General features: G+C 34.0%; 26 protein-coding genes and 1 tRNA gene. 17 read left to right on the top strand and 10 right to left on the bottom strand.

Features of this window, described 5'->3' with window-relative positions; all coding sequences use genetic code 11:
• Positions 1-42: 42 nt before the first annotated feature.
• Together INR76_RS05530 and mutY are read right to left on the bottom strand one after the other, a co-directional pair.
• A complete protein-coding gene (locus tag INR76_RS05530) occupies positions 43-516 on the bottom strand; it encodes a single-stranded DNA-binding protein (RefSeq protein WP_223109662.1) in 474 nt (157 codons plus the stop codon).
• 53 nt (positions 517-569) lie between these two features.
• Positions 570-1,637 carry an A/G-specific adenine glycosylase gene (mutY, locus tag INR76_RS05525; RefSeq protein ID WP_223109661.1) on the bottom strand — a complete coding sequence of 356 codons (1,068 nt, stop codon included), beginning with the start codon at positions 1,635-1,637 and terminating at the stop codon, positions 570-572.
• 118 nt (positions 1,638-1,755) lie between these two features.
• On the opposite strand from mutY, the gene INR76_RS05520 reads away from it, so the two are divergent.
• From INR76_RS05520 to INR76_RS05510, 3 genes are all read left to right on the top strand, one after another.
• Positions 1,756-2,046, top strand: coding sequence for an HU family DNA-binding protein (locus INR76_RS05520; RefSeq protein WP_223109660.1), 291 nt, complete (start codon positions 1,756-1,758; stop codon positions 2,044-2,046).
• Between the two features lie 367 nt (positions 2,047-2,413).
• Positions 2,414-3,955 carry a ribonuclease E/G gene (locus INR76_RS05515; RefSeq protein WP_223109659.1) on the top strand — a complete coding sequence of 514 codons (1,542 nt, stop codon included), beginning with the start codon at positions 2,414-2,416 and terminating at the stop codon, positions 3,953-3,955.
• A gap of 103 nt (positions 3,956-4,058) precedes the next feature.
• Entirely contained in the window at positions 4,059-4,535 is a 477-nt protein-coding gene (locus tag INR76_RS05510; protein WP_223109658.1) for a regulatory protein RecX, read from the top strand.
• Between the two features lie 50 nt (positions 4,536-4,585).
• Here the strand turns inward: INR76_RS05510 and INR76_RS05505 are convergent, their stop codons facing one another.
• A complete protein-coding gene (locus INR76_RS05505) occupies positions 4,586-5,188 on the bottom strand; it encodes a hypothetical protein (protein ID WP_223109657.1) in 603 nt (200 codons plus the stop codon).
• Positions 5,189-5,371: 183 nt separating this feature from the next.
• Positions 5,372-5,935 carry a DUF3109 family protein gene (locus INR76_RS05500; protein ID WP_223109656.1) on the bottom strand — a complete coding sequence of 188 codons (564 nt, stop codon included), beginning with the start codon at positions 5,933-5,935 and terminating at the stop codon, positions 5,372-5,374.
• Between the two features lie 120 nt (positions 5,936-6,055).
• Here INR76_RS05500 and INR76_RS05495 point away from each other — a divergent pair, with 120 nt between their 5' ends.
• Positions 6,056-6,637 (top strand): MarC family protein, encoded by a 582-nt coding sequence (locus INR76_RS05495; RefSeq protein WP_223109655.1) that lies wholly within the window; start codon positions 6,056-6,058, stop codon positions 6,635-6,637.
• A gap of 214 nt (positions 6,638-6,851) precedes the next feature.
• Here INR76_RS05495 and INR76_RS05490 read toward each other — a convergent pair whose 3' ends face one another.
• From INR76_RS05490 to INR76_RS05480, 3 genes are all read right to left on the bottom strand, one after another.
• Complete coding sequence (locus INR76_RS05490) at positions 6,852-8,450, bottom strand: S41 family peptidase (RefSeq protein ID WP_223109654.1); 1,599 nt, start codon at positions 8,448-8,450, stop codon at positions 6,852-6,854.
• Positions 8,451-8,455: 5 nt separating this feature from the next.
• The gene (locus tag INR76_RS05485; RefSeq protein ID WP_223109653.1) at positions 8,456-8,884 is read right to left on the bottom strand and encodes a dCMP deaminase family protein; all 429 of its coding nucleotides are present in this window, start codon (positions 8,882-8,884) and stop codon (positions 8,456-8,458) included.
• Between the two features lie 143 nt (positions 8,885-9,027).
• Positions 9,028-9,606: a HupE/UreJ family protein gene (locus INR76_RS05480; protein ID WP_223109652.1), complete on the bottom strand. Its 579-nt coding sequence runs from the start codon at positions 9,604-9,606 to the stop codon at positions 9,028-9,030.
• An 83-nt stretch (positions 9,607-9,689) separates the two neighbouring features.
• Between INR76_RS05480 and INR76_RS05475 the strand changes: the two genes are divergently transcribed.
• From INR76_RS05475 to INR76_RS05460, 4 genes are read left to right on the top strand one after another with little or no spacing between them, the layout of a single operon-like run.
• Entirely contained in the window at positions 9,690-10,382 is a 693-nt protein-coding gene (locus tag INR76_RS05475) for a T9SS type A sorting domain-containing protein (protein WP_223109651.1), read from the top strand.
• 2 nt (positions 10,383-10,384) lie between these two features.
• On the top strand, positions 10,385-11,110 hold the full coding sequence (locus INR76_RS05470) for a T9SS type A sorting domain-containing protein (RefSeq protein WP_223109650.1): 726 nt from the start codon (positions 10,385-10,387) through the stop codon (positions 11,108-11,110).
• A 2-nt stretch (positions 11,111-11,112) separates the two neighbouring features.
• Positions 11,113-11,847 carry a T9SS type A sorting domain-containing protein gene (locus INR76_RS05465; RefSeq protein ID WP_223109649.1) on the top strand — a complete coding sequence of 245 codons (735 nt, stop codon included), beginning with the start codon at positions 11,113-11,115 and terminating at the stop codon, positions 11,845-11,847.
• Between the two features lie 2 nt (positions 11,848-11,849).
• Positions 11,850-12,560: a T9SS type A sorting domain-containing protein gene (locus INR76_RS05460; protein ID WP_223109648.1), complete on the top strand. Its 711-nt coding sequence runs from the start codon at positions 11,850-11,852 to the stop codon at positions 12,558-12,560.
• Between the two features lie 27 nt (positions 12,561-12,587).
• Here the strand turns inward: INR76_RS05460 and INR76_RS05455 are convergent.
• Positions 12,588-12,669: transfer RNA gene (locus INR76_RS05455), tRNA-Leu, on the bottom strand.
• A gap of 119 nt (positions 12,670-12,788) precedes the next feature.
• Here INR76_RS05455 and INR76_RS05450 point away from each other — a divergent pair.
• From INR76_RS05450 to serS, 6 genes are all read left to right on the top strand, one after another.
• Positions 12,789-13,730 (top strand): ribose-phosphate pyrophosphokinase, encoded by a 942-nt coding sequence (locus tag INR76_RS05450; protein ID WP_223109647.1) that lies wholly within the window; start codon positions 12,789-12,791, stop codon positions 13,728-13,730.
• A 112-nt stretch (positions 13,731-13,842) separates the two neighbouring features.
• The gene (locus INR76_RS05445; RefSeq protein WP_223109646.1) at positions 13,843-14,505 is read left to right on the top strand and encodes a 50S ribosomal protein L25/general stress protein Ctc; all 663 of its coding nucleotides are present in this window, start codon (positions 13,843-13,845) and stop codon (positions 14,503-14,505) included.
• An 85-nt stretch (positions 14,506-14,590) separates the two neighbouring features.
• Positions 14,591-15,220 (top strand): aminoacyl-tRNA hydrolase, encoded by a 630-nt coding sequence (gene pth / locus INR76_RS05440; RefSeq protein WP_223109645.1) that lies wholly within the window; start codon positions 14,591-14,593, stop codon positions 15,218-15,220.
• Between the two features lies 1 nt (position 15,221).
• Complete coding sequence (locus INR76_RS05435; protein ID WP_223109644.1) at positions 15,222-16,154, top strand: bifunctional riboflavin kinase/FAD synthetase; 933 nt, start codon at positions 15,222-15,224, stop codon at positions 16,152-16,154.
• Positions 16,147-17,490: an HTTM domain-containing protein gene (locus INR76_RS05430; protein WP_223109643.1), complete on the top strand. Its 1,344-nt coding sequence runs from the start codon at positions 16,147-16,149 to the stop codon at positions 17,488-17,490. Before INR76_RS05435 ends, INR76_RS05430 begins: the two co-directional genes overlap by 8 nt.
• 48 nt (positions 17,491-17,538) lie before the next feature.
• Complete coding sequence (gene serS / locus INR76_RS05425) at positions 17,539-18,810, top strand: serine--tRNA ligase (RefSeq protein WP_223109642.1); 1,272 nt, start codon at positions 17,539-17,541, stop codon at positions 18,808-18,810.
• A gap of 15 nt (positions 18,811-18,825) precedes the next feature.
• Here the strand turns inward: serS and ruvC are convergent, their stop codons facing one another.
• Positions 18,826-19,383, bottom strand: coding sequence for a crossover junction endodeoxyribonuclease RuvC (gene ruvC, locus INR76_RS05420; protein WP_223109641.1), 558 nt, complete (start codon positions 19,381-19,383; stop codon positions 18,826-18,828).
• A 29-nt stretch (positions 19,384-19,412) separates the two neighbouring features.
• On the opposite strand from ruvC, the gene INR76_RS05415 reads away from it, so the two are divergent.
• Genes INR76_RS05415 through INR76_RS05405 form a run of 3 tightly spaced genes read left to right on the top strand, consistent with a single transcriptional unit; the run spans position 19,413 to position 22,412 of the window.
• Positions 19,413-20,360 carry a lysylphosphatidylglycerol synthase domain-containing protein gene (locus INR76_RS05415; RefSeq protein WP_223109640.1) on the top strand — a complete coding sequence of 316 codons (948 nt, stop codon included), beginning with the start codon at positions 19,413-19,415 and terminating at the stop codon, positions 20,358-20,360.
• On the top strand, positions 20,357-21,493 hold the full coding sequence (locus INR76_RS05410; RefSeq protein ID WP_223109639.1) for a glycosyltransferase: 1,137 nt from the start codon (positions 20,357-20,359) through the stop codon (positions 21,491-21,493). Before INR76_RS05415 ends, INR76_RS05410 begins: the two co-directional genes overlap by 4 nt.
• A 49-nt stretch (positions 21,494-21,542) precedes the next feature.
• The gene (locus tag INR76_RS05405) at positions 21,543-22,412 is read left to right on the top strand and encodes a hypothetical protein (protein ID WP_223109638.1); all 870 of its coding nucleotides are present in this window, start codon (positions 21,543-21,545) and stop codon (positions 22,410-22,412) included.
• Here the strand turns inward: INR76_RS05405 and INR76_RS05400 are convergent.
• Positions 22,407-22,892 carry a hypothetical protein gene (locus INR76_RS05400; protein ID WP_223109637.1) on the bottom strand — a complete coding sequence of 162 codons (486 nt, stop codon included), beginning with the start codon at positions 22,890-22,892 and terminating at the stop codon, positions 22,407-22,409. The genes INR76_RS05405 and INR76_RS05400 overlap by 6 nt on opposite strands.
• Positions 22,893-22,995 lie beyond the last annotated feature (103 nt).

Here is a 22,995-nt window from a genome sequence, read left to right as displayed (position 1 = left end):
ATTATATATTAGATTAAACTTGAAAGTTTGTAATGCTTTATATTAAAAAGGCAAATCATCTTCCTCTTCACCTACCGTCTCTTGTGGTTGTTGGTTTTGCTGAGGCTGATTATTTCTATTTTGTTGAGTATTTGCACTACCTGTATTACCTTGAGGCGTTGCTCCTTCACCAGATTCATTTTTTGGTGTTAAAAACGTAAAGTCTGTACATTGAATTTCGGTACTATACCTATCATTACCACTTTCATCTTGCCATTTGCGAGTTTTAATGCGTCCTTCAATATATACTTTATCACCTTTTTTCAAGTATTTCTCGCAAATTTCAGCTCCTTTATTTCGCACTACAATATTGTGCCATTCAGTATTTGAAACTCGCTCTCCGGTTGTACGGTTTGTATAGGTTTCATTTGTTGCAAGAGGGAAACGCCCAATGCTTCCGCCACCTTCAAAATAATGCATTTTTACTTCATCACCCGTATGCCCAATTAGCATCACTTTATTTAATGTTCCACTCATAATTATTTAATTAATTTACAAAGGTATATATAGTTTTAAAGATAGCGAATTTTTCAGTTTTTAAAAACCGAAAAGTTTGAAATAAAATTCTCAACCAACACAGGAACAGCATAGTTTTCTATTTCTGAAAAAGCAACGGTATTCATTTGTATTTCTGAAACCTCAACAATCCAAAACCTAGTATACAAATGTTGATGAGATAGTTTATGCACTATAAGAGAGTCATTATATAATGTAACAGAATCAATGGTAGCTTTTTCTGAAAATTCTTTAAAAGGTTTCATTTCTTTTAATACTTCTTCTGAAGTTTCTTGATCACTCTCAATAAGCGGAAATTCATACAACTGCCTCCAAATCCCTTTACCGGTTCGCTGTTTTAAAACTGTTTTGTCATCTTTTGTAATAACCACCAGATAATTAAAGTATCGTTTTTTTGTTTTTCCTTTTTTCAGTTTTACAGGCAGTGACGACACTTTATTTTCTTTATACGCTTCGCAGCGATTAGCAAAAATACAGGTATTACAGTTTGGATTCTGCGGCACACAATGCCTAGCACCAAATTCCATAATGGCTTGATTATACATTCCGGGGTCATTGGTTTGTATTAATTGTTGAGCCAATTGCTTAAACTCTTTTTTTCCGGCAGTACTATTAATAGGAGTTTCTATTCCAAAAACGCGAGCAAGCACCCTATATACATTACCATCTACAACCGCTTCTGGCTCATTAAAGCAAATAGAAGCTATAGCACTTGCCGTATAATCACCCACTCCTTTAAGTTTCAAAAGTCCTTGATATGTAGTAGGAAAATGACCATTTAATGTTTCTGAAACATATTGAGCAGATGCGTGTAAGTTTCTAGCTCGTGAATAATACCCTAACCCCTGCCAAAGTTTTAAAACTTTCTCTTGAGGGGCTTTGGCCAAATCAAAAACGGTGGGAAAAGCGTCTACAAAAGCCAAATAATAGGGTAAACCTTGCGCAACTCGCGTTTGTTGTAAGATAATTTCAGACAACCAAACGTGGTATGGATTTTTTGTTTTTCGCCAAGGCAGATCACGTTTGTTTTCCAAGTACCAGATTATTAGTTTGTTATGAAAATTATTTGTATTTTTTGGCATCTGTCAAAAATAGGCTTTATCTGTTTATTTTTTAATAGTTTAAGGTTTGAGTATTTGATTATAAAATTGTTATATTTGCCCTCTTGAAAAAAATAAACCTAAATAAAAATTTATAATAATGACGAAAGCAGATATTGTAGCGAAAATCTCAGAAAAAGAAGGAATGGAAAAAGCTGATGTACAGGCAGTAATTGAAACTTTTATGAGTGAAGTGAAAAATTCACTAGAAGGTGGAGACAATGTTTACCTAAGAGGTTTTGGAAGTTTTATCATCAAGAAGAGAGCTGAAAAGACAGGTAGAAATATTTCAAAAAACACTACTATTAAAATTCCAGCTCATAACATTCCCGCTTTTAAACCAGCAAAAGTATTTGTAGAGGGTGTAAAAACCAACGTTGAAGTAAAATAATAATAACACAAAATAAGCTTACTATGCCAAGTGGTAAAAAAAGAAAAAGACATAAGGTAGCGACTCACAAGCGTAAAAAGAGAAGACGCGCTAATCGCCACAAAAAGAAAAAGTAGTTTCTAACTACTTTTTTCATTTAAAAACACTTCGTTTCATTCCTTTATTTCAAGGGAATGAAACGAATTAAAGAAATTTAAAACGTTCTTTGAAAATGAAATAGCCGTTTTATAGGATTATAAAATGTGCCATTTCGACGGGTTATTCTGAAATTTAATATTTCAGAATACAAAAAAACCTGTGATAAAATATTGTTTAATCCATCCCGCAACCCCATTAAATTCTAGGGACGGGATAAAAATTAATTATAGTGAACTACGAATTATTCATTAGATCCAGTTCACAAGAAGTTGATTTTGCCCTTTTAAAAGATGGAAAACTATTAGAATTACATAAAGAGGAAGAAGACAACAAGTTTTCTGTAGGTGATGTGTTTATTGCCAAAATAAGAAAAACTGTTCCAGGACTCAATGCAGCCTTTGTTAACGTAGGCTATGAGAAAGATGCTTTTTTGCATTATCATGATTTGGGCCCAAAGGTAACTTCCCTTTTAAAATTCGTAAAACGTGTAAGCACAGGTAAACTTAAAGACTATTCTTTAAAGAATTTCCCTTTTGAGAAAGAGATTGATAAAAACGGAGGCATCAACAATGCCTTAAAGTCAAATCAATCTATTCTGGTACAAATAGTAAAAGAACCTATATCCACCAAAGGCCCGCGAATAAGCTCTGAGCTTTCAATCGCTGGTAGGTATATAGTATTGGTACCTTTTTCAGACCGTGTTTCTATTTCACAAAAAATAGAAAGTAAAGATGAAAAAGAACGTCTTAAAAGACTATTAACCAGTATAAAACCCAAAGGATTTGGAGTTATTATACGTACTGTAGCAGAAGGCAAAAAAGTAGCAGAACTGGATAGAGATTTACAAAATCTTATGGATCGCTGGACAGCGATGTGTAAAAAGCTACGGGGTGCGCACCACCCAAGTAAGGTGCTTAGCGAGTTAAACCGAGGAGCTTCAATTATTCGAGATGTATTTAATGATGATTTTTCAGCCATACATATTGATGATGAAACTCTTTACTTGCAAATAAAAGATTATGTGCAAAAAATTGCACCAGACAAAGAGAATATTGTTAAGTTATATGACTCAAAAGTACCAATGTATGAAAAGTTTGGTATTGAGCGTCAAATAAAAACATCCTTCGGAAAGACTGTTTCTAGTAGTAAAGGAACTTACTTGGTAATTGAACACACCGAAGCTATGCACGTGATAGACGTGAATAGTGGTAACCGTAGTAACAAATCAAAAAACCAAGAAGACACTGCTCTAGAAGTAAACTTAATTGCAGCTTCTGAAGTAGCACGACAACTACGCCTACGGGATATGGGTGGTATTATTGTGGTAGATTTCATAGATATGGGAAATGCCGGAAACCGTAAAAAACTCTATAACCATCTTAGAGATGAGATGAAAACCGATAGAGCAAAACATAAAATACTACCTCCAAGTAAATTTGGGTTAATCCAAATTACACGCCAACGAGTTCGTCCCGAGATGAATATAAAAACTCGTGAAGAAGCTCCCGGCGGTGAAAATGGAGAAATTGAAGCTCCCATAGTAGTTGTAAACAAAATTACCGAAGACCTTAAAAAACTCTTCAACAAAAACTATAAAAAGATAACTTTAAACACACATCCTTTTATAGCAGCTTTTTTAATTAAAGGCTTTCCATCTGTGCGAACCAAATGGTTTATGGAGCACAAAAAATGGGTAAAAATTCAACCAAGAGATGCTTACACGTATCTGGAATATCATTTTTACGATAAAAACGGAGAAATGATAAAATAATAATCCATTAAAAACCCTTTCTATTTGAGAGGGTTTTTTTTTGCCTTCATTTTAAATTCACTTCTATTTCATTTTTCTGAAAAGTATCCTTATTTTTCGCAAAGTGAATACAGTAAAAACATACACCGTAGAAGAAGCAACTCGAAAACTTGAAAGCTACTGCGCCTATCAAGAACGTTGTCACAAAGAAGTGGAACAAAAGCTTAAAACAATGCGCATGATTCCTGAAGCGATCAATCACATCATGCATCATTTACTACAACATAATTTTTTAAATGAAACACGCTTTGCAAAGGCCTTTGCCCGCGGAAAGTTTAAAAACAAAAAATGGGGTAAACAACGCATCACTCGTGAATTAAAACATAGGGATATTTCGGCATATAATATCAAGAAAGCTTTGCAAGAAATTTCAGAAGTGGCATATTATAATACCTTTCACGACCTTGCAGAAAAACGTATAGACCAATTAAAAAGTGAGAAAAACATTCAAAAGAAAAGAAAAAAACTAGCTGATTACCTGCTGTACAGAGGCTGGGAAAGCAACCTAGTGTATGAAAAGGTGAGAGAATTAACTTCATAAAAAAACCGAAAGTAATGACCTTCGGTTTTTTTAATTAACATCTGGTTTTTTTAACCTAGATCATCTATATCTAGTTCATCAATGGCATCCCAAGTTTCATCGATATCCATATTGGTACCATTGGCTTTTATGTAAAAACGATTGGCTTCCATTAATTGAATTTCACTATTATTATTATTCTTTTTATACTCTTCAATGGCTTTATTGCCATCTTTCTTCACTGTTCTGCGAGTTTTGTACTCATCTTCTTCTTCAAAATCTTGCGACAACAACATGCGCATTCCGGCAGTTGCAGCAGCTCCCATTTGACCCGCACCGTCAATTACTTGAAATTTGAATTTTTTAGATTTATCTTCATTGGTATAAGTAGCTTCAATTGAAGCAATTTTCATGTATGAAGCCTGTCCTGCTTTATAACCGGTACGCTTCATTCCGTTAATTTCATCGGGAAGCCATTCTTTTAGTTCTTCATTGGTAAGAGGCTCCATTTTTTGAAGTTCTTTAATATCGTCCCCCATTTTATTCATTTCTTTAACTGCATTTGTAGTATTTGAAACGTTTTCTCGGGTTTCCTTAATTTTTTTTGAAACAGGGTTGTCTTTACAGCCAAAGCACAATGCTATTACACAAACCCCCAGTAATAGATTTTTCATATTTTAAAAATTTTAAGTTAGTTAGTGATTTATACTATATGCTAATATACTAAAAATCAAAGGTTATCATCTTATAATTGAAAAGTTATCCTCTTTTTAAGATGAAACAAACTTAGGCTTTGTCGTTATGAAGAAGTGTTACGTATGTACCAATAGGTAGCACAAATGTTTCAAAAGTAAGTTTTAATAGGTATCTGCAATTTTTTCAAGTTCGGCATACCAGTTTTCGCCATACTTTCTTATAAGTGCATCTTTTACAAATTTATAAATAGGCACTTGCAGTTCTTTACCTAAGGTACAAGCATCATCACAAATAGGCCACCTGTGGTAATTAATAGCCGAAAACTCACTATACTCCTGAATGCGAACAGGGTATAAATGACAAGAAATTGGTTTTCTAAAATCTATTTCGCCGGCATTAAAAGCGTCTTCAATACCGCAACTGGCGGTTCCGTTTTCGGTAAAGGTTACATAGGCACATTCTTTACCATTTACCAAAGGTGTTTCTAGCTCATCATTCGGGCTTTTAATATAAGTACCTTGTTCTTCAATGGCTTGAATACCTTCTGGTCTTAAAAATGGCTTTACTTTGGGGTAAATATTTTTTAATATTTCAGTTTCATCTTGAGTAACAGGAGCACCCGCCTCTCCTTCAATGCAGCAGGCGCCTTTGCAAGCGCTTAAGTTGCAAACAAAGTCTTTCTCAATAATATCTTCTGAAATAATTGCTTTTCCTAATTGAAACATTTGGCAAAGGTAGTTGGTTTCTTCAGTAATAATAAAAGAATTTTACTAAAAATTTAACATCAAAATATAGTTTAAAAACTAGTAAGATTATTTACTTTTGCCGGCTAAAATTTTTGGGTTATGGAGTTTAATTTTAAACAAATTGCAACCGCTACTATGGTATTGTTTGCGGTGATAGATATTATAGGAAGTATTCCTGTAATTATTTCATTACGTGAAAAATCTGGAAAAATTAAAAGCGGTCGGGCATCGATTATATCGGCAGTTGTATTGATTGTCTTTTTGTTTATTGGGGAACGTATTTTAAACCTTATTGGTATTAATGTAAACGAATTTGCCGTTGCGGGTGCATTGGTATTGTTTTTTATTGCCTTAGAAATGGTTTTGGGTATCACGCTTTTTAAACAAAACGAAGGTAATCTTGACATGGCTACTGTTTTTCCTATTGCATTTCCTATTGTTGCAGGTCCTGGAAGTTTAACTACATTACTGTCGTTACGAGCAGAATTTGAATTGGAAAACATCATTGTTGCCATATTTGTAAATATTATAGTCGTTTTTATTGTTTTAAAAACCTCATCTTCTCTTCAGAAGTTTTTAGGAAAAAACGGAATAGGGATTATTGAAAAGATTTTTGGAGTCATATTATTGGCAATTGCAGTAAAGCTGTTTACATCCAATATTCAGGAATTATTTAATTAATTTTGTGCTATGAAATTATTTAGATACATACTCATCGCACTAGCAGTTGGATTAATTATTTTTAACAGCACAAAACTAGATACAAACCATCTTTTTGAAGGTGACAGCGCTGTCGCTGCTATAAGTATTCTTGCAGCGGCTTGCGCTATATTATTGTTGGTTATATTGCAAGTATCGCATGCAATCAATAACAAGAGAAAAAGAAGATAGGGTTTTATTTTTTAAGTTTCTCTTCTAGCTCCATTACTTTTTTAAGCATAGGATCTCCTTGATTAATAATAAACTCATAAGCATTAGGACCAAAAAGCTGTTGAGCAATATTGGCCTTTAGTGCTTTTTCTAAGCGTGCTTCGTAGCCGGTTAAGTTTATTTTTGCTTCATTAAATCGGGCATAGTCTATAAATTCTTTTGAAAGCGTATCATCAACTTGAAAGTTTTCTAAGAAATCATTAAAGGTCATTCCTTTAAAAAGGGCTCTGTTTTCTTCTAGATATTCAAAAATAAAATAACTCATAAAGCCACTTCTAGATACATATTGAATTGTTTCGCTACCTACACTAGTATCTTTTGGCACAAAAACATCTGGAATAATCCCTCCACCACCATAGACAATTTTACCCTTTGGGGTTACAAACTTTAGCGAATCTACCACCTCAATATCTTCTTTATGTTCTAGTTCGCCATTTTTATAGCGTTTTTCATAATCGCTATAATAATCGTCATTGCCATTACCGTAGGGTCTTTGAATAGAACGACCGGTTGGGGTATAATATCTTGCTATAGTTAATCGTACTGCACTACCGTCACCTAGAGACATTTCTCTTTGTACCAATCCTTTGCCAAACGAACGTCTACCTATGATGGTTCCTTTATCATTGTCTTGAAGTGCTCCGGCAACAATTTCACTAGCTGAAGCAGAATTTTCATTGAGTAATACATATACTTTTCCGTGTTCAAAATCACCGCGACTGCTAGCATATGTTTTATTAATATCTCCACTTTTATTTTTGGTAATAAGCACAAGCTTATCATCTTCTAAAAATTCATCAACAATACGTTCTGCGGTAGATACATAACCTCCGGGATTATTACGAAGGTCGAGTACCAGACTGTTAATTCCGGCGTCTTTAAGCTCTTCAAGCGCCTCTTCAAACTCTTCATAGGTTGATTCAGCAAAACGGTTCAACTTAATATATCCTAATTGATCTGAAAGCTTATACGAAGCGTCTACACTTACTAAAGGCACTTCTTTTCTTCTGAATTTGAAATCTAAAAAATCATTTTTAGTATCGCCTCTTCTGTAAACTTTAAGTTTGACTCTTGAGTTTTTTTCACCTTTTAAATATGAGATAATACTATCGCGATTGATACTATCTCCAAATATTTTTTTATCATCTACATATAGAATACGGTCACCTCCTCGTATTCCGGCTCGTGCAGCGGGACCTCCTTTAATTGACCGTATCACCGCAATGGTATCTTTATAAACATAGTAGCTTACGCCTATACCTACAAAGTTTCCGCGCATATCATCTGCGTTTTCTTCATATTGGTCACTAGGAATATAAACTGAATGCGGATCTAGGTTTTCCAAAATACCATTAACAGTAACATCTACAATGCTATCTGTGTTTACACGGTCTACATATTCATAGTCTATGTAATCTATAAGTCTGTTAAGTTTATCTTTTTTGCTATTGGTTGCAAAAATTTTTTCAGTAGTATCATTAAAGTTGAGTTTTGAACCCACAAAAATTCCTGCGGCCAATGCCGTTCCTATGATAAGAGGTAGGTATTTTTTATGGTAGCCCATCTGTATTAATCTAAGTCTTCAATCTGCGTTATGGTAACGCCTGCTTTTTCCAAAAATTTTATTCCGCTGTTGTCTTTATAGCCTTTGTGATATACTAGTCTGGTAATACCTGCTTGGTGAATTAATTTGCTACATTCTTTGCAAGGTGACAATGTTATGTACAGTGTTGCTCCTTTACAAGATTGGGTTGAAGAAGCTACTTTTAATATTGCATTTGCTTCTGCGTGAAGCACATACCACTTGGTATAGCCTTCTTCATCTTCACAAAAATTTTCAAAACCACTAGGTGTACCATTGTAACCATCACTAATTATCATTTTATCTTTAACAATAAGTGCGCCAACTTGTTTTCGTTTACAATAAGAAAGTTTACTCCATTCTTGCGCCATACGTAAATAGGCGATATCGTATTGTCGTTGTTTACTAATACTCATAGTGTTATAAATAGCGAAATTAGCAGGAAGTTACATGATTGCAAAATTTCCTTTGTTAAGCATTTGCAAAAGCTTGAAATATTAAAAATATCAATATTTACTGAAACTTAACTATCTCAACTGTAAGATATTTCAGAAAATAATTAAAAAATCCAGTTTTCCATTAATATAGGAATCACAAGACCAATTACTATTGAAGAAATAACCAATACCCAGTCTCGTTTATTAAATCGGAAAACTGTTTGCACTAGAAATCCCAAAATTAATACCAAAATTACTACGATAATTTGAGCCGCTTCAATACCCAGTGCAAATTCTAAAAGATGGATAATGCTTTGATCACTGCTTATCATTTTAAAATATCCTGCAAAACCAAAACCATGTATCAAACCAAAAAATAAGGTAGAAACGTAGAGTAAACCTAACTTTTCGGCTTTCCTTTCTTTCCCGGCAGTGAACAAGTTAAACAATGCTGTAACCAAAATTGTAATGGGTATTAAAAACTCAATCCAACTACTAGACACACTTACTACAGAATAATTGGCCAACAATAAAGAAACGGTATGACCTACCGTAAAGAGTGTTACCAAAAGTAACAATTTACGCCAAGCATTAAATGTATAAGCTGCACACAAAACAATAATAAATAGTACGTGGTCATATGCCTGCCAATCTAGTACGTGCTCTAATCCAAGTTTAAAATAAAGCCAAAAATCATTCATTGAGGAAGTGTTTAAAATTTCTCAAAGGTAGGAAAAGTCAGCAATATTTAATACCTTTAGTAATCAACTGAAAATCAACTCACATGAAAAAAATTTTACTTTTTACATCTTTACTAATAGGTTTCACATCATTTAGCCAGGACCCAGACCCAGATTTATTTCAAACTTGGCATTTAATTGAATACCATTATGAAATGGACGACCACCCTGTTTCAGATGTTAATCCTCCTATTTCACCTACTATAACTATTACAAACTCTTTGGGTTTTACAGGTGAAGGTGCCTGTAACGACTTTTCAGGTGTTTTTACTCACTCTGAAAATGGAAGCATATTAATAATTGAAAATTTCAATCCAACTACAGAAACCTGTGAGGAGCCTGACCACATAAATTTTGAAGATAACTACTTTGAATTTTTTGATACAGGTTATCAACTTGGGTATGAAATCGAGGATGGTAATTCTGGTCAACAAACTCTCAAATTAGAAAGCGTTATTTTTTCGGGTATGAGTTTTAGTAATAGAAAACTAAGCACCGCTGAAAATAAACAATCAAAGTTTAACCTTTATCCCAATCCAGCCACTGAGTCGCTTTTTATCACTTCAGAAAATAATTTGATTGAAAAAATTGCTGTCTATTCCATTAACGGGAAATTGGTACTTTCAGAAAAAGAGAACGTCAATCTACTAAATGTCTCGTCACTTTCTAACGGGTTGTATTTTGTTGAAATTACTTCAGAAAATGGAACAGCGATTCAAAAATTTATAAAACAATAAGTATGAAAAAATTGATACTTCTTTGTTTCTTGTTAATAACCTTTAAAAACCATAGTCAAGAACCTAACCCAGATTTATTTAAAACCTGGTATCTACATAGTATAACAATAGATAATGTAGACTATTCGCCAACCGATTATGGATATTATCCAGATATACAGTTAAATCAAACTAATGAAGGTGTTATTTTTTATATTGCAGACCCTCTAAATGTATCTTGCTCATTTGAATATGTAAGTTTTTTTACAAATCCAACTTCATTTCAGCTCCCTAATTCTATTGTGTGTTTACCACTTCAAACCTGTCTTGATGGTCCTGAAGGTCCTTGTAGTCAAATCTACGGTATGCACGCAGACTATTATTATGACACCATTTTAACCGCTTTAAACTATACTCTTACCATTAATGAAGACGAGACACAAACACTAACAGTTACTAACGAGAATAGCGATGTTGCCCAATACGGTAACGAACGGTTGTTATCTACTACAAGTTTTGTTGCTACCAACCTTAGAGTATACCCAAACCCAGCCACTGAAACGCTTTTTATCACTTCAGAAACTGATTTAATTGAAAAAATTGCTGTCTATTCCATTAACGGAAACTTGGTGCTTTTAGAAAAAGAGAACGTCAATCAACTAGATGTATCGTCACTTTCTAACGGGTTGTATTTTGTTGAAATTACTTCAGAAAATGGAACAGTGATTCAAAAATTTATAAAACAATAAGCATGAAAAAAACGCTACTCTTTTTACTTACACTAAGTACTTGTGCAACAATTTTTGCCCAAGAAACTGTTTTGTTAGAAACAGAATGGATTACCCAAAATTTAATTATTGATGGAGAAGATCATATTCCATCAAATACTGGAGCAAACTTCAAACTAAATATTTATTATTCAGAATCTGATGACATCTACACGTTATTTTTTATGTCTGCTTTAACTATGCCCAGTACAGAGATTACTTTTACTATGGGGGAACAAGAATTTATCACAAATAATAATTGGGTTAGCCTAACTGATGGTATTTGCAGCTCTAATACTACCCCTTGCGGGATATTCGGAAATATGCTTAATGAGTTTTATATGGGAGTAAACTCAACCCCTATTTCAAAGACTTTTGATTATGAATTAGGCATTGATGAAAATGACAATCCAACATTGGTTATTACAGATGCAAATGGAGACCAAGCGATTTATGGAACTGAGTCTGTTTTAAATATTACAAATTTTTCTGAAAACTCTTTTAAACTATACCCAAACCCAGCCATTGAAACACTTTTTATCACTTCAGAAACTGATTTAATTGAAAAAATTGCTGTTTATTCCATTAACAGGAAGTTGGTACTTTCAGAAAAAGAAAACGTCAATCAACTAGATGTATCGTCACTTTCTAACGGGTTGTATTTTGTGGAGATTACTTCAGAAAATGGAACAGCAATTCAAAAATTTATAAAGCAATAATTATGAAAAAACTACTACTTTTTTTAACAGTCTTATTAATAAGTTTTTTATCAGTAGCACAAAACCCTGTTCTATTTGAAAACAATTGGTATTTACAGAGCTTTACTTTTGATAGTGTAAACTATAATGTTCCTGTAGATGATCCATTGTATAGCCAACAAATAATCTTTGACGAAACAAGTGACGGTTATTATATTTCAACTTTTATTACTAGTGAAACATTTTCCGCAAGCCCTACTTTTGACAATAACACGTTTACCACCCAAATCCCCACTATTACATTATTTGGCTGTGATGATTATTGCGAGTTAGAACAAGCTTATTTATATGATTTCTTTTTTAGAGAAGCAGAGCCCTACACATTTAATTATACAATAGCCCACGTTGACGATGGCAACGGAGGAGTTATAGAGTTGGATGTTATCGATCAAGAAGGTAATATAGCAACATACTACGATACACGCTTATCTATTCCTGAACACAACAAGCTTGATGTATCCATATATCCCAACCCAGCCACTGAAACGCTTTTTATCACCTCAGGAAATAATACCATTCAAGAAGTTTCTATATTTTCAGTTAACGGGCAATTGGTACTTTCAGAAAAGGGAAATATCAATCAATTGAGCGTTTCGGCGCTTTCCAACGGGTTGTATTTTATTGAGATTGTTTCGGAAAACAGAACGGCAATTGAAAAGTTTATAAAAAAATAAAGCTCCAACATTTCTGTTGAAGCTTTGTACCTTGGGTGGGAATCGAACCCACACTCCCGAAAGAACTGGATTTTGAATCCAGCGCGTCTACCAGTTCCGCCACCAAGGCTTATTGGGACGGCAAAAATACAATTTTTTTCATAAAACTTAATATTTCTAGCCCTCATTTTTAACTCGCTTTGCAATTAATTTTTACATTTGTAACCAAACTTTTTTAAACTCTACATTATGTCCGTTCCTATTCCCGAACCCAAGATTTTTGCTTGTAAACAGAGTGAAACATTAGCCGCTAAAATTGCCGAATCTTTTGGCATTCCTTTAGGAAAAGTAATCACTTCAACATACAGCGATGGTGAATTTCAACCATCTTTTGAAGAATCTGTTCGCGGAAGTCGTGTTTTTATAATTGGTTCTACTCACCCTAATAGTGACCATTTAATGGAAATGCTTTTAATGCTAGACGCTGCAAAAAGAGCTTCAGCTAGACACATCACAGCTGTACTTCCTTATTTTGGGTGGGCTCGTCAAGATAGAAAAGACAAACCTCGTGTGCCAATCGCTGCAAAACTAGTTGCAAAAATGCTTGAAACAGCCGGAGCTACACGTATTATTACAATGGATTTACACGCCGACCAAATTCAAGGATTTTTTGAAAAACCGGTAGATCACCTTTTTGCATCAACGATCTTTTTACCACATTTACGTCAATTAAATTTAGACAATTTGACTATTGCTTCTCCAGATATGGGCGGAAGTAAGCGTGCATATGCCTACTCAAAAGCTCTAGAAAGTGACGTAGTAATTTGCTACAAACAACGAGAAAAAGCAAATGTAATCTCACATATGGCATTGATTGGCGATGTGAAAGGTAAAAACGTAGTCTTGGTTGATGATATGGTTGATACCGCAGGCACCTTAACCAAAGCTGCAGATTTAATGATGGAGCGTGGCGCGTTAAGTGTACGTGCCATTTGTACCCACCCTATTTTATCTGGAAATGCATATGAGCGCCTTGAAAATTCAAAGCTAGAAGAATTAATTGTTACAGACTCAATCCCATTGAGACAGAAAAGTGACAAGGTAAAAGTATTGACTTGCGCAAATCTTTTTGCCGATGTAATGCTAAGTGTAAACGCTAATAAAAGTATAAGTTCAAAGTTTTTAATGTAACCTTCAGCAAAACAGATAGAAAAAGCGGTAAAATAACCGCTTTTTTATTTTCAGTAAAGAGAAAAAAACCGCATCTTTGCACTCCAAAATTTTATAATACTAAAAAACAACAATGAAATCACTTACAATCAAAGGATCTAAAAGAGAAAGCGTGGGCAAATCGGCAACGAAAGCTTTACGTAATGCTGGAAAGGTTCCTTGCGTCGTGTACGGAGGGGATGAAACAGTTCATTTTTCAGCATATGAAACAGAATTTCAAAACCTTATCTATACACCAGACGTATTCCGTGTTGTATTAGAACTAGAAGGTGGCGAAACAATTGACTGTGCTTTACAAGACATTCAATTTCACCCGGTAACAGACCAAATACTTCACATTGATTTCTATCAGTTATTTGACGGTACACCTATAAGCATGACCATTCCGGTACGTGTAAGCGGTAACGCAAGAGGTGTTAAAAATGGTGGTGTATTACGTATTATCAACCGTAGATTACGTGTAAGAGCACTTCCTAAAAACTTACCAGATTTTATCGATGTAGATATCACAAACATGAAAATTGGTGATGTGTATACCGTAGGAGATGTTAAAACAGAAGATTTTGAATTTTTACAAGATGACAAAGAAGTTATCTGTCAAGTAAGAACATCTCGTACAGCAATTGTTGATGAAGCTGATGAAGACGAAGATGATGAAGATGAAGAAGGAGCAGAAGGCGATACTGAAGGAGCTGCAGAAGGAGCAGAAAATACTGAAGCACCTGCTGAAGAATAAATTCATCTTTCTTAAGATATATAAAAAGCATCCCACTCATTTGGGATGCTTTTTTTATTTTTACTGCTGAAACCGATACAAAGAAATGTGGTCTTTTTTAAAAAACCTTTTTAAAACTACTAGCAACCCCTACACAGAAGGCGATCCCATGAAAAAATTTTTAATAGTCGGCTTAGGAAACATTGGGCCAAAATATCATAATACACGCCATAACATTGGTTTTAAAGTTTTAGACAAGCTTGCCGAAGAAAACAGTCTTACCTGGCAAACCGAAAAACTAGGAGATATTACAGTTCATAAAAAGAAAGGAAGAACATTTTTACTTCTTAAACCCAGCACCTTTATGAATTTAAGCGGAAAAGCCGTTCGCTATTGGCTGGATAAAGAAAAAATTCCGTTAGAAAATTTACTGGTTATTACCGATGATTTAAATTTACCTTTTGGTACACTTCGCATTAAAACAAAAGGAAGTGATGGAGGGCACAATGGATTGAAAGACATTCAAAATACTTTGCAAACCAACAAGTATAATAGATTTAGATTTGGCATTAGTGATGAGTTCAGCAAAGGGCGCCAAGTAGATTATGTTTTGGGAGAATGGGATGAAACCGAAGAAAAAAAGCTTCCAGAGCGACTAGAAAAAGCCGGTAACGCAATTGAGTCTTTTGGATTAGCAGGAGTTAACAATACCATGAACACTTTTAACGGAACATAACGTGCAAGAATATACTTCAGCTTCAACATATGATAATAACAAAGCTTGTGTGGTAACCATTGGTACTTTTGATGGTGTTCACATAGGGCATAAAGCAATTTTGAATCGCTTAATTCAAACAGCTAAAAAAGATAATCTAGACGCTGTTTTACTTACTTTTTTTCCGCATCCTAGAATGGTTTTGCAGAAAGATTCAAACATTCAATTAATTAATACACTTTCAGAAAAAAAGGAACTTCTAGAAAAAACCGGACTGGATCATTTGATTATTCATCCATTCACTAAAGAATTTTCTCGTTTAACTGCTGTTGAATATGTGCGTGATATTTTAGTAAATAACTTAAAAGCCAAAAAAGTTATTATAGGTTATGATCATCGTTTTGGCAGAAATCGCACAGCAGATATATCTGATTTAAAAGAATTTGGCAAAACGTATGATTTTGAAGTTGAGGAAATTACAGCTCAAGAATTGGATGAAGTCACTGTAAGTTCTACAAAAATAAGAAAGGCTCTAGAAGTTGGTGATATTACAACAGCCAATCAATACTTAGGATACCCTTTCATGATTTCTGGAACAGTGGTAGAAGGAAAGGCTATAGGAAGAACACTGGAGTATCCTACAGCAAACTTAAAACCCTTTGAGTCTTACAAGTTAATACCTAAAAATGGCGTTTATATAGTGAAAGCCATTATAAACCAAAAAGAGGTTTTTGGTATCACAAGTATTGGCACAAACCCAACGGTGGGAGGAAAACAGAAAACTATAGAGACGTATTTTTTAGATTTTAACGAAAACTTATACAACAAATCTCTTCAAATTGAATTTATCACACACATTCGTGATGAAGAAACATTTGAAGGAATGGCAGCCTTAAAAAAAGCAATACAACAGGATGAGGCATTTGCTAGAAATTTTATAAAAAACGGTGAATAAATTTCTGTTTAAACATATTGATAATACCGGCTTGGTATTATGGCGAGTAGTTTTTGGCGCATTAATAGCTATTGAAGGATTTGGAGCTATTGCTACCGGTTGGGTAAAACGTACTTTGGTTGAACCAGATTTCACTTTCAACTTTATAGGTTTTGAGTTTTTACAACCTCTTCCAGGTGATTTAATGTATTGGTATTTTGCATTGATGGGTACTTTTGGCATTTTAGTCATGCTTGGCTATAAGTATCGATTTAGCATGTTTTGTTATGCTCTTATGTGGACCTGTGTTTATTTAATGCAAAAATCATCATACAACAATCATTATTATTTAATGATGTTACTATGTTGGCTTATGGTTTTTCTACCTGCAAACAGATGGTTTTCTATAGACGCACAACAAAACCAAAACTTAAAATCGCCATCAATGCCGCGATGGGTTTTACTTGTTTTTGTATTACAGGTATGGATTGTATATACATACGGCTCTATAGCAAAATGGTATCCCGGCTGGTTAGATGCCAGCGTTGCCGAATTATTTATGCGGGGTAAACGTGACTATTGGTTAATAGGTGATTTTTTACAGTTAAAGTGGGTACACTGGTGTATAGCTTATGTAGGTGTTTTATTTGATTTGCTTATAGTCCCTTTACTACTCTGGAAACGAACTAGGCTTGCAGCTTTTATTGCTTCAATCTTTTTTCATTTATTCAACTCATTTGTGTTTCAAATTGGTATTTTCCCGTATATGTCAATGGCTTTTGCATTCTTTTTCTTTTCTGCAGAAACCTTACAAAAACGCTTTCTTCCTAAGAAAACATTATACACCAAAGGTGAAGTAATTGTACCCAGCTACAAACCTGTGTTAGTTTCATTATTTTCAGTTTATTTTATTATTCAAATAGCATTACCGTTGCGTCACTGGTTTTTTAAAGACGACGTTCTCTGGACCGAAGAAGGTCACAGATTAAGTTGGCGTATGATGCTACGTAGTAAAGGCGGAAGCTTAACTGTGTGGACAAAAGAAAAAAACTCAAATGAAAGGAAACGATATTTTTATAATAAATTACTTTCCAAAAAACAACAACGTTCTGTAAAAACAAAACCAGATATGCTATGGCAATTAGCACAGCGTATTAAGGCTGCTGAAAAAGAAGAAGGTAGAGATGTAGAAGTTTACATGGATGTAAAAATAAGAGTAAACAATGGTAGTTATTACCAACTTATTGACAATACTGTAGATCTTGCTGCAGAAAACTGGCATCACTTTAAACATCACGATTGGATTTTACCTTCTACTGAAGGTTTTGCTCAAAAGAAAACCAACAAAAAACCTTAAAATAAAACAACCAATTACCTAACTTTGCGGTTTTAAAATTTTAGGACTATGTTACAAGTACACGAAATCCGCGAAAAAAAGGATGAATTTATCCAAGCGCTTGCCAAAAGAGGCCTTGACGCAAAAGATGATCTAGAAGCTGTGATCAATGCAGATGAACACCGCAGAAACACACAAACCAAACTAGATGAAACATTAGCACAGTCCAATAAATTTTCCAAAGAAATTGGGATGCTTTTCAAAAACGGTGAAACTGAAAAAGCAAATGCTTTAAAAGAACAGACTACCCAGCTTAAACAAGACTCAAAAACACTTCAAGAAGAGTTAAACACTGCCGAAGATAAGCTACAACAACTGTTATACAGCTTACCAAATGTGCCACACGAAAGAGTACCGGCAGGAAATAATGAAGATGATAACGAAGAAGTGTTTAAAGAAGGTGACATCCCAACACTTGATGAGGGTTCATTGCCACATTGGGAATTGGCAAAAAAATACGATTTAATTGATTTTGAATTGGGTGTAAAAGTCACTGGAGCCGGCTTTCCTATTTATAAAGGAAAAGGCGCAAGGTTACAACGTGCATTAATCACATATTTTTTAGATAAAAATACAAATGCTGGATATACCGAATATCAAGTTCCATTAATGGTAAATGAAGCGTCAGGCTACGGAACCGGACAATTACCCGATAAAGAAGGACAAATGTACCATGTTACAAACGATGATTTGTATATGATACCTACTTCTGAAGTTCCTATAACAAATATGTTTCGCAATGATTTGTTGATGCATAATGATTTGCCTATAACCTGTACCGGTTATACGCCTTGTTTCAGAAGAGAAGCAGGAAGTTATGGCGCTCACGTACGTGGTTTAAACAGGTTGCATCAATTTGATAAAGTTGAAATTGTACGTGTTGAACATCCCGAAACGAGTTATAAAGCACTTGAAGGGATGGTTGAACACATACAAACTATATTGCGTGAATTAAAATTACCGTATCGTATTTTACGACTTTGCGGCGGTGATTTAGGTTTTACAGCAGCACTAACCTATGACTTTGAAGTATTTTCTACTGCACAAGACCGGTGGCTAGAAATTTCTTCTGTATCAAATTTTGAAACATTTCAAGCCAATAGACTAAAACTTCGTTTTAAGGACAAAGACGGAACCAATAAACTAGCTCACACCTTAAACGGAAGTTCATTAGCATTGCCGCGAGTAATGGCAGGAATTCTAGAAAATTATCAAACCCCAGACGGAATCAAAGTACCAGAAGTTTTGGTACCATATTGCGGTTTTGACATAATAAACTAATAAAAATGTGGGCGGCTATTTGTCGCCCACTCTATCTTCATTCTGCTTTACAAAAGCTGCCCAACCGCTATAACTTTTTCCTGTTTCAATACGGCCTTCATTATAAAAATGACAAACTGCTGCTGCAAGACCATCTGTACTATCGAGGTTTTTTGGTAGTGTTTTTAAGTCTAGCGTGCTTTGTAACATTTTTGCAACTTGTTCTTTGCTGGCATTTCCATTACCGGTAATTGCCATTTTTATTTTTTTTGGAGAATATTCTGTAATAGGCACTTGTCGTGATAATCCGGCAGCCATCGCAACGCCTTGAGCCCTTCCCAGTTTAAGCATAGATTGTACATTTTTTCCAAAGAAAGGTGCTTCAATAGCAATCTCATCTGGATGATACGTGTCAATAAGCTCAATGGTACGTTCAAAAATAAGTTTAAGTTTTACGTAATGATCACTGTGTTTTTTAAGCTGAAGTTCATTCAATTGCATAAACTGCATCTTTTTTCCAACTACTTTTATAAGTCCAAAACCCATAATAGTTGTACCGGGATCAATCCCTAAGATTATTTTTTCTGAACTCATATTTGAAAACTTTCTGTAACTTCGTTTTTATGCGAATGGTATTGCACAAATCTAAACAATATTGGCTGGTTGCCCTAAAAGTTTTGGTGCTTGCATGTACTTTTGCGTATATCTTTCATAAAATTTCTTCACAAGAAAAAATACCATGGAGCGCTTTTGTTTCTGAAATTAAAGGTAACCAAATTGGGTTTATAATACTCTTTATAACATTGGCTCTTATCAATTGGACCTTTGAAATATTGAAATGGAAAACACTAGCTTCAAAGATTAAAAACATTTCATTTACCGAAGCTATAAAACAAACTTTAAGTTCACTAACAGTCTCATTACCTACACCTAACCGAATTGGAGAATATGGCGCAAAAGCATTTTTTTATGCTTCAGAAAAAAGAAAAGAAGTTATTTTTTTAAACTTTGTAGGCAATACTTTTCAAATGTTTGTCACTTGCTTTTTTGGCATTGTGGGATTGTATTACTTTTTACAAAATCATTCATTACCTGCTTCAAGTACAAATGTAATTTTACTTTGTGTTTTCCTTCTGTTGATTTGTTTTTTGGGTTATTTTTTTAGAAGAAAGCAGCTGATAATTAAAGGGTTATCTGTTTTAAGAATGTTTAATTATGTAAAAAGGCTACCTTCAAGTATCAAAACAAAAGTGCTTCTATTTTCGGTTTTTAGGTATGTGATTTTTGGATTTTTATTTTACCAACTTTTAGTTTTTTTTGGAGCTAATGTGAGTTTTATTGAAGCGCTGCCTTACATTTTTGTAATGTATTTTTTAGTCTCTATAGTACCCTCATTTTTGCTTTTTGATGTTGTAATACGAGGCGGGGTTGCTGTATGGCTTTTTTCACTTATTGGCGTTGCTGAATTAAAAATACTTTCGGCAGTATTTTCAATGTGGATTTTAAATTTTATCATTCCTGCGTTATTGGGAAGTTATTTTGTAATCACTTATAAGCGTAATCTTTTATGATGTATTTGGGATTTATTTTACTTAGCCTATATCTTTTTTTATTACTGTATGTATGGATAGGTGTGGTGAAATTAAAACCATTTGTTTTAGAAAAAAAGAATCCAAAAAATGCATTTTCTATTGTTATTCCGTTTCGAAATGAAGCTGAACACCTTCCGCAACTAGTTCACTCATTAAAGCAGCTCAATTATCCTCACGAGCTCTTTGAGGTTTTATTTGTTGATGATGCATCTGAAGATGATTCGGTTTTTGAGCTTTCAAATGCATTAAAAAATTGTGTTTTTCCTTTTAAAATAATTAGAAATAAACGGGTTTCGGCTTCTCCCAAAAAAGATGCCATTACCCTCGCAGTAGCTAAAGCAAAAAACCAGTGGATACTCACTACAGATGCCGACTGTATAGTTCCAAAAAACTGGTTGCATTGTTTTGATGCATATATTCACAAAACAAATTTGCACATGGTTTGTGGCCCGGTTTTTTACTCAAGTAATGGAAGTTTTTTACAAAATTTTCAACAATTTGATGGATTGAGTTTACAAGCTGTAACAATAGGCGGATTTGGACATAAGCATGAAATATTATGCAATGGAGCTAATATTGCTTTTAAAAAAGAAACTTTTAATCAAGTTAACGGCTATAACGGTAACAATCACATTGCTAGTGGTGATGATATATTTTTATTAGAAAAATTTAAACTTCATATACCAAATTCGGTTGGTTTTTTAAACACTAAACACGCTTTGGTAACTACACAACCAGAACATACTTTCAACCAAATAATCAATCAACGCGTACGTTGGGCTTCTAAAACTACAAAACAGCAAAATTGGATACCTAAAGCTATTGGACTGTTAGTTTTTGCTATGAATTTGTATATGGCATTGGGCTGGATATATGTTTTTACCGATTTAAAATTTCTTACTTTTTACCTGTTTGTTTTTTTAATTAAAATTTTGGTAGATGGCTTTTTAATTTTTTCAGTAGGTACTTTTTTTAGTAAAAAAACAGTGTCAAGTTCATCATTATTTCAGTTTTTAATAAGTAGTTTTTTATATCCCATAAGCACGGTTGTTGTTTGCATACTTAGTCTTTTAGGCACTTACCAATGGAAAGGCAGGAGTTTTAAGACATAGCCAAAAATTGATTACCTTTAGTAAACTTAAAAGTATTAATCCTATCGCTATGAAACGTATACTTTTTCTATTTTGCTTTATTACAACTCTAATCTCGTATTCGCAACAAGAATATACTATTGACGGTCAAACTTACATTCTAAAAACCGAAGTAAAAGGCCCTATAAACCTCTTATGGAACAGCATTGATAATGAATATAGGTATTTTATCAAAAAAGGAGCATCAATTACAGAGCTTAAAAACACTAAGAAAAACGGGGTTTATCAAGAAGAATATAAAACTACTTTAAAAGCCCAAGCACCGGAGGCTACACTACCTATAGACAAAGTAAAGTTAACCTTACCAAGTCTTAGCAAATACGTCATAAACTATAACAAACAGGTTGATCCTACTTACACATCTAGCAGCGAAACAATACAACTTAAAACAAGGCTTGGAGCCTTTGCCGGAGTATCAAACAATGTGTATTATACCAATCCAGACAATACAATATTACCGGCTTTAGGTGTTGAATTTGAAATTATTGATGATGTAAAACTAAAACGTCACGCTTTAGTTGTTCGCTTTAAGCAATTGCTAGAAAGTGATGACTATGATTTCTCATATTCAGAATTTTCATTGAACTATCGTTTTAAGTTTATAAAATCAACTAAAATTGATGTGTTTGTAAACGCAAAAGTTGCTGCATACTCCTATGCATCTAGAGATGTAACCTTTATTAACTCAAGTGGGAATGAAGAACGCATTACCGGTTCTGGAGGTGATTTACAAGCTCCGGGAGCATTTGGCTTGGGGGCAGATTTTGCTCTTGGCAACGGCTACCTTACTTTTTCTTATAATGATATTGTCGCAATAGGTCTTGAAAGTAGTGATGAGTTTCCGGTAGATTTTACGCTGGGGTACAAATTTAACTTATAAAGGATCATCGGTTTGTAAAACAATAGGAAGCGTAAACTTGGTCTTTACAGGAATACCACGCTTATAAGCCGGTGCCGTAAGAGAAATAGAATCTATTTTGTTTATTAACCGTTCTTCTAGCCTAGGCAATTCTGCTTTGGTCAAGCTATCCATAGCTATATTCTTCACAGTAAGTTTTCCTTCTTCTGAAATTGAAAATTGTATATGGATGGTATCGTGCAAAGAATGAATAGAAACATCTTTATTATTACTAACGGCTTCAAATAAAAACATAGATAACGTTTTCTCAAAACACATTTTCTGTTCTTTCTTTTCTGATAAAGATTCACATGCTTTAAAAACAGGATATTGATCTACTTCTTTCCAATCAATTGTTTTAATCTCCTCATCATAGAAGGTTTCCGAAGAAATCTTTTCGGTTTCAAAAAACTGACAAGAAGTTGCCAGTATGAAAATTGTTAAAAGTAAAACGTATTTCATTTCAGAATTAATCCAACTTGAAAAGTACAAATTTACTGAAACTTAATTCGTTGAAAAATGAAGTTCTTTAATAAAAAAACCCAAAACTAAATAGCTTCGGGTT

The sequence above is a fragment of the Marixanthomonas sp. SCSIO 43207 genome (assembly GCF_019904255.1).
Taxonomy (GTDB): Bacteria; Bacteroidota; Bacteroidia; order Flavobacteriales; family Flavobacteriaceae; genus Marixanthomonas.
This window is presented reverse-complemented; position numbering and strand designations above follow the sequence as displayed.

Coding starts and splice junctions, on each gene's coding strand:
- INR76_RS05475 (WP_223109651.1), top strand. CDS start 9,690: ATGAAAAAAATTTTACTTTTTACATCTTTACTAATAGGTTTCACATCA.
- INR76_RS05490 (WP_223109654.1), bottom strand. CDS start 8,450: ATGGGCTACCATAAAAAATACCTACCTCTTATCATAGGAACGGCATTG.
- INR76_RS05530 (WP_223109662.1), bottom strand. CDS start 516: ATGAGTGGAACATTAAATAAAGTGATGCTAATTGGGCATACGGGTGAT.
- INR76_RS05520 (WP_223109660.1), top strand. CDS start 1,756: ATGACGAAAGCAGATATTGTAGCGAAAATCTCAGAAAAAGAAGGAATG.
- INR76_RS05480 (WP_223109652.1), bottom strand. CDS start 9,606: ATGAATGATTTTTGGCTTTATTTTAAACTTGGATTAGAGCACGTACTA.
- INR76_RS05410 (WP_223109639.1), top strand. CDS start 20,357: ATGATGTATTTGGGATTTATTTTACTTAGCCTATATCTTTTTTTATTA.
- INR76_RS05415 (WP_223109640.1), top strand. CDS start 19,413: ATGCGAATGGTATTGCACAAATCTAAACAATATTGGCTGGTTGCCCTA.
- INR76_RS05445 (WP_223109646.1), top strand. CDS start 13,843: ATGAAATCACTTACAATCAAAGGATCTAAAAGAGAAAGCGTGGGCAAA.
- INR76_RS05495 (WP_223109655.1), top strand. CDS start 6,056: ATGGAGTTTAATTTTAAACAAATTGCAACCGCTACTATGGTATTGTTT.
- INR76_RS05470 (WP_223109650.1), top strand. CDS start 10,385: ATGAAAAAATTGATACTTCTTTGTTTCTTGTTAATAACCTTTAAAAAC.
- INR76_RS05460 (WP_223109648.1), top strand. CDS start 11,850: ATGAAAAAACTACTACTTTTTTTAACAGTCTTATTAATAAGTTTTTTA.
- INR76_RS05450 (WP_223109647.1), top strand. CDS start 12,789: ATGTCCGTTCCTATTCCCGAACCCAAGATTTTTGCTTGTAAACAGAGT.
- ruvC (WP_223109641.1), bottom strand. CDS start 19,383: ATGAGTTCAGAAAAAATAATCTTAGGGATTGATCCCGGTACAACTATT.
- INR76_RS05405 (WP_223109638.1), top strand. CDS start 21,543: ATGAAACGTATACTTTTTCTATTTTGCTTTATTACAACTCTAATCTCG.
- INR76_RS05500 (WP_223109656.1), bottom strand. CDS start 5,935: ATGTTTCAATTAGGAAAAGCAATTATTTCAGAAGATATTATTGAGAAA.
- INR76_RS05505 (WP_223109657.1), bottom strand. CDS start 5,188: ATGAAAAATCTATTACTGGGGGTTTGTGTAATAGCATTGTGCTTTGGC.
- INR76_RS05465 (WP_223109649.1), top strand. CDS start 11,113: ATGAAAAAAACGCTACTCTTTTTACTTACACTAAGTACTTGTGCAACA.
- INR76_RS05400 (WP_223109637.1), bottom strand. CDS start 22,892: ATGAAATACGTTTTACTTTTAACAATTTTCATACTGGCAACTTCTTGT.
- serS (WP_223109642.1), top strand. CDS start 17,539: ATGTTACAAGTACACGAAATCCGCGAAAAAAAGGATGAATTTATCCAA.
- mutY (WP_223109661.1), bottom strand. CDS start 1,637: ATGCCAAAAAATACAAATAATTTTCATAACAAACTAATAATCTGGTAC.
- INR76_RS05485 (WP_223109653.1), bottom strand. CDS start 8,884: ATGAGTATTAGTAAACAACGACAATACGATATCGCCTATTTACGTATG.
- pth (WP_223109645.1), top strand. CDS start 14,591: ATGTGGTCTTTTTTAAAAAACCTTTTTAAAACTACTAGCAACCCCTAC.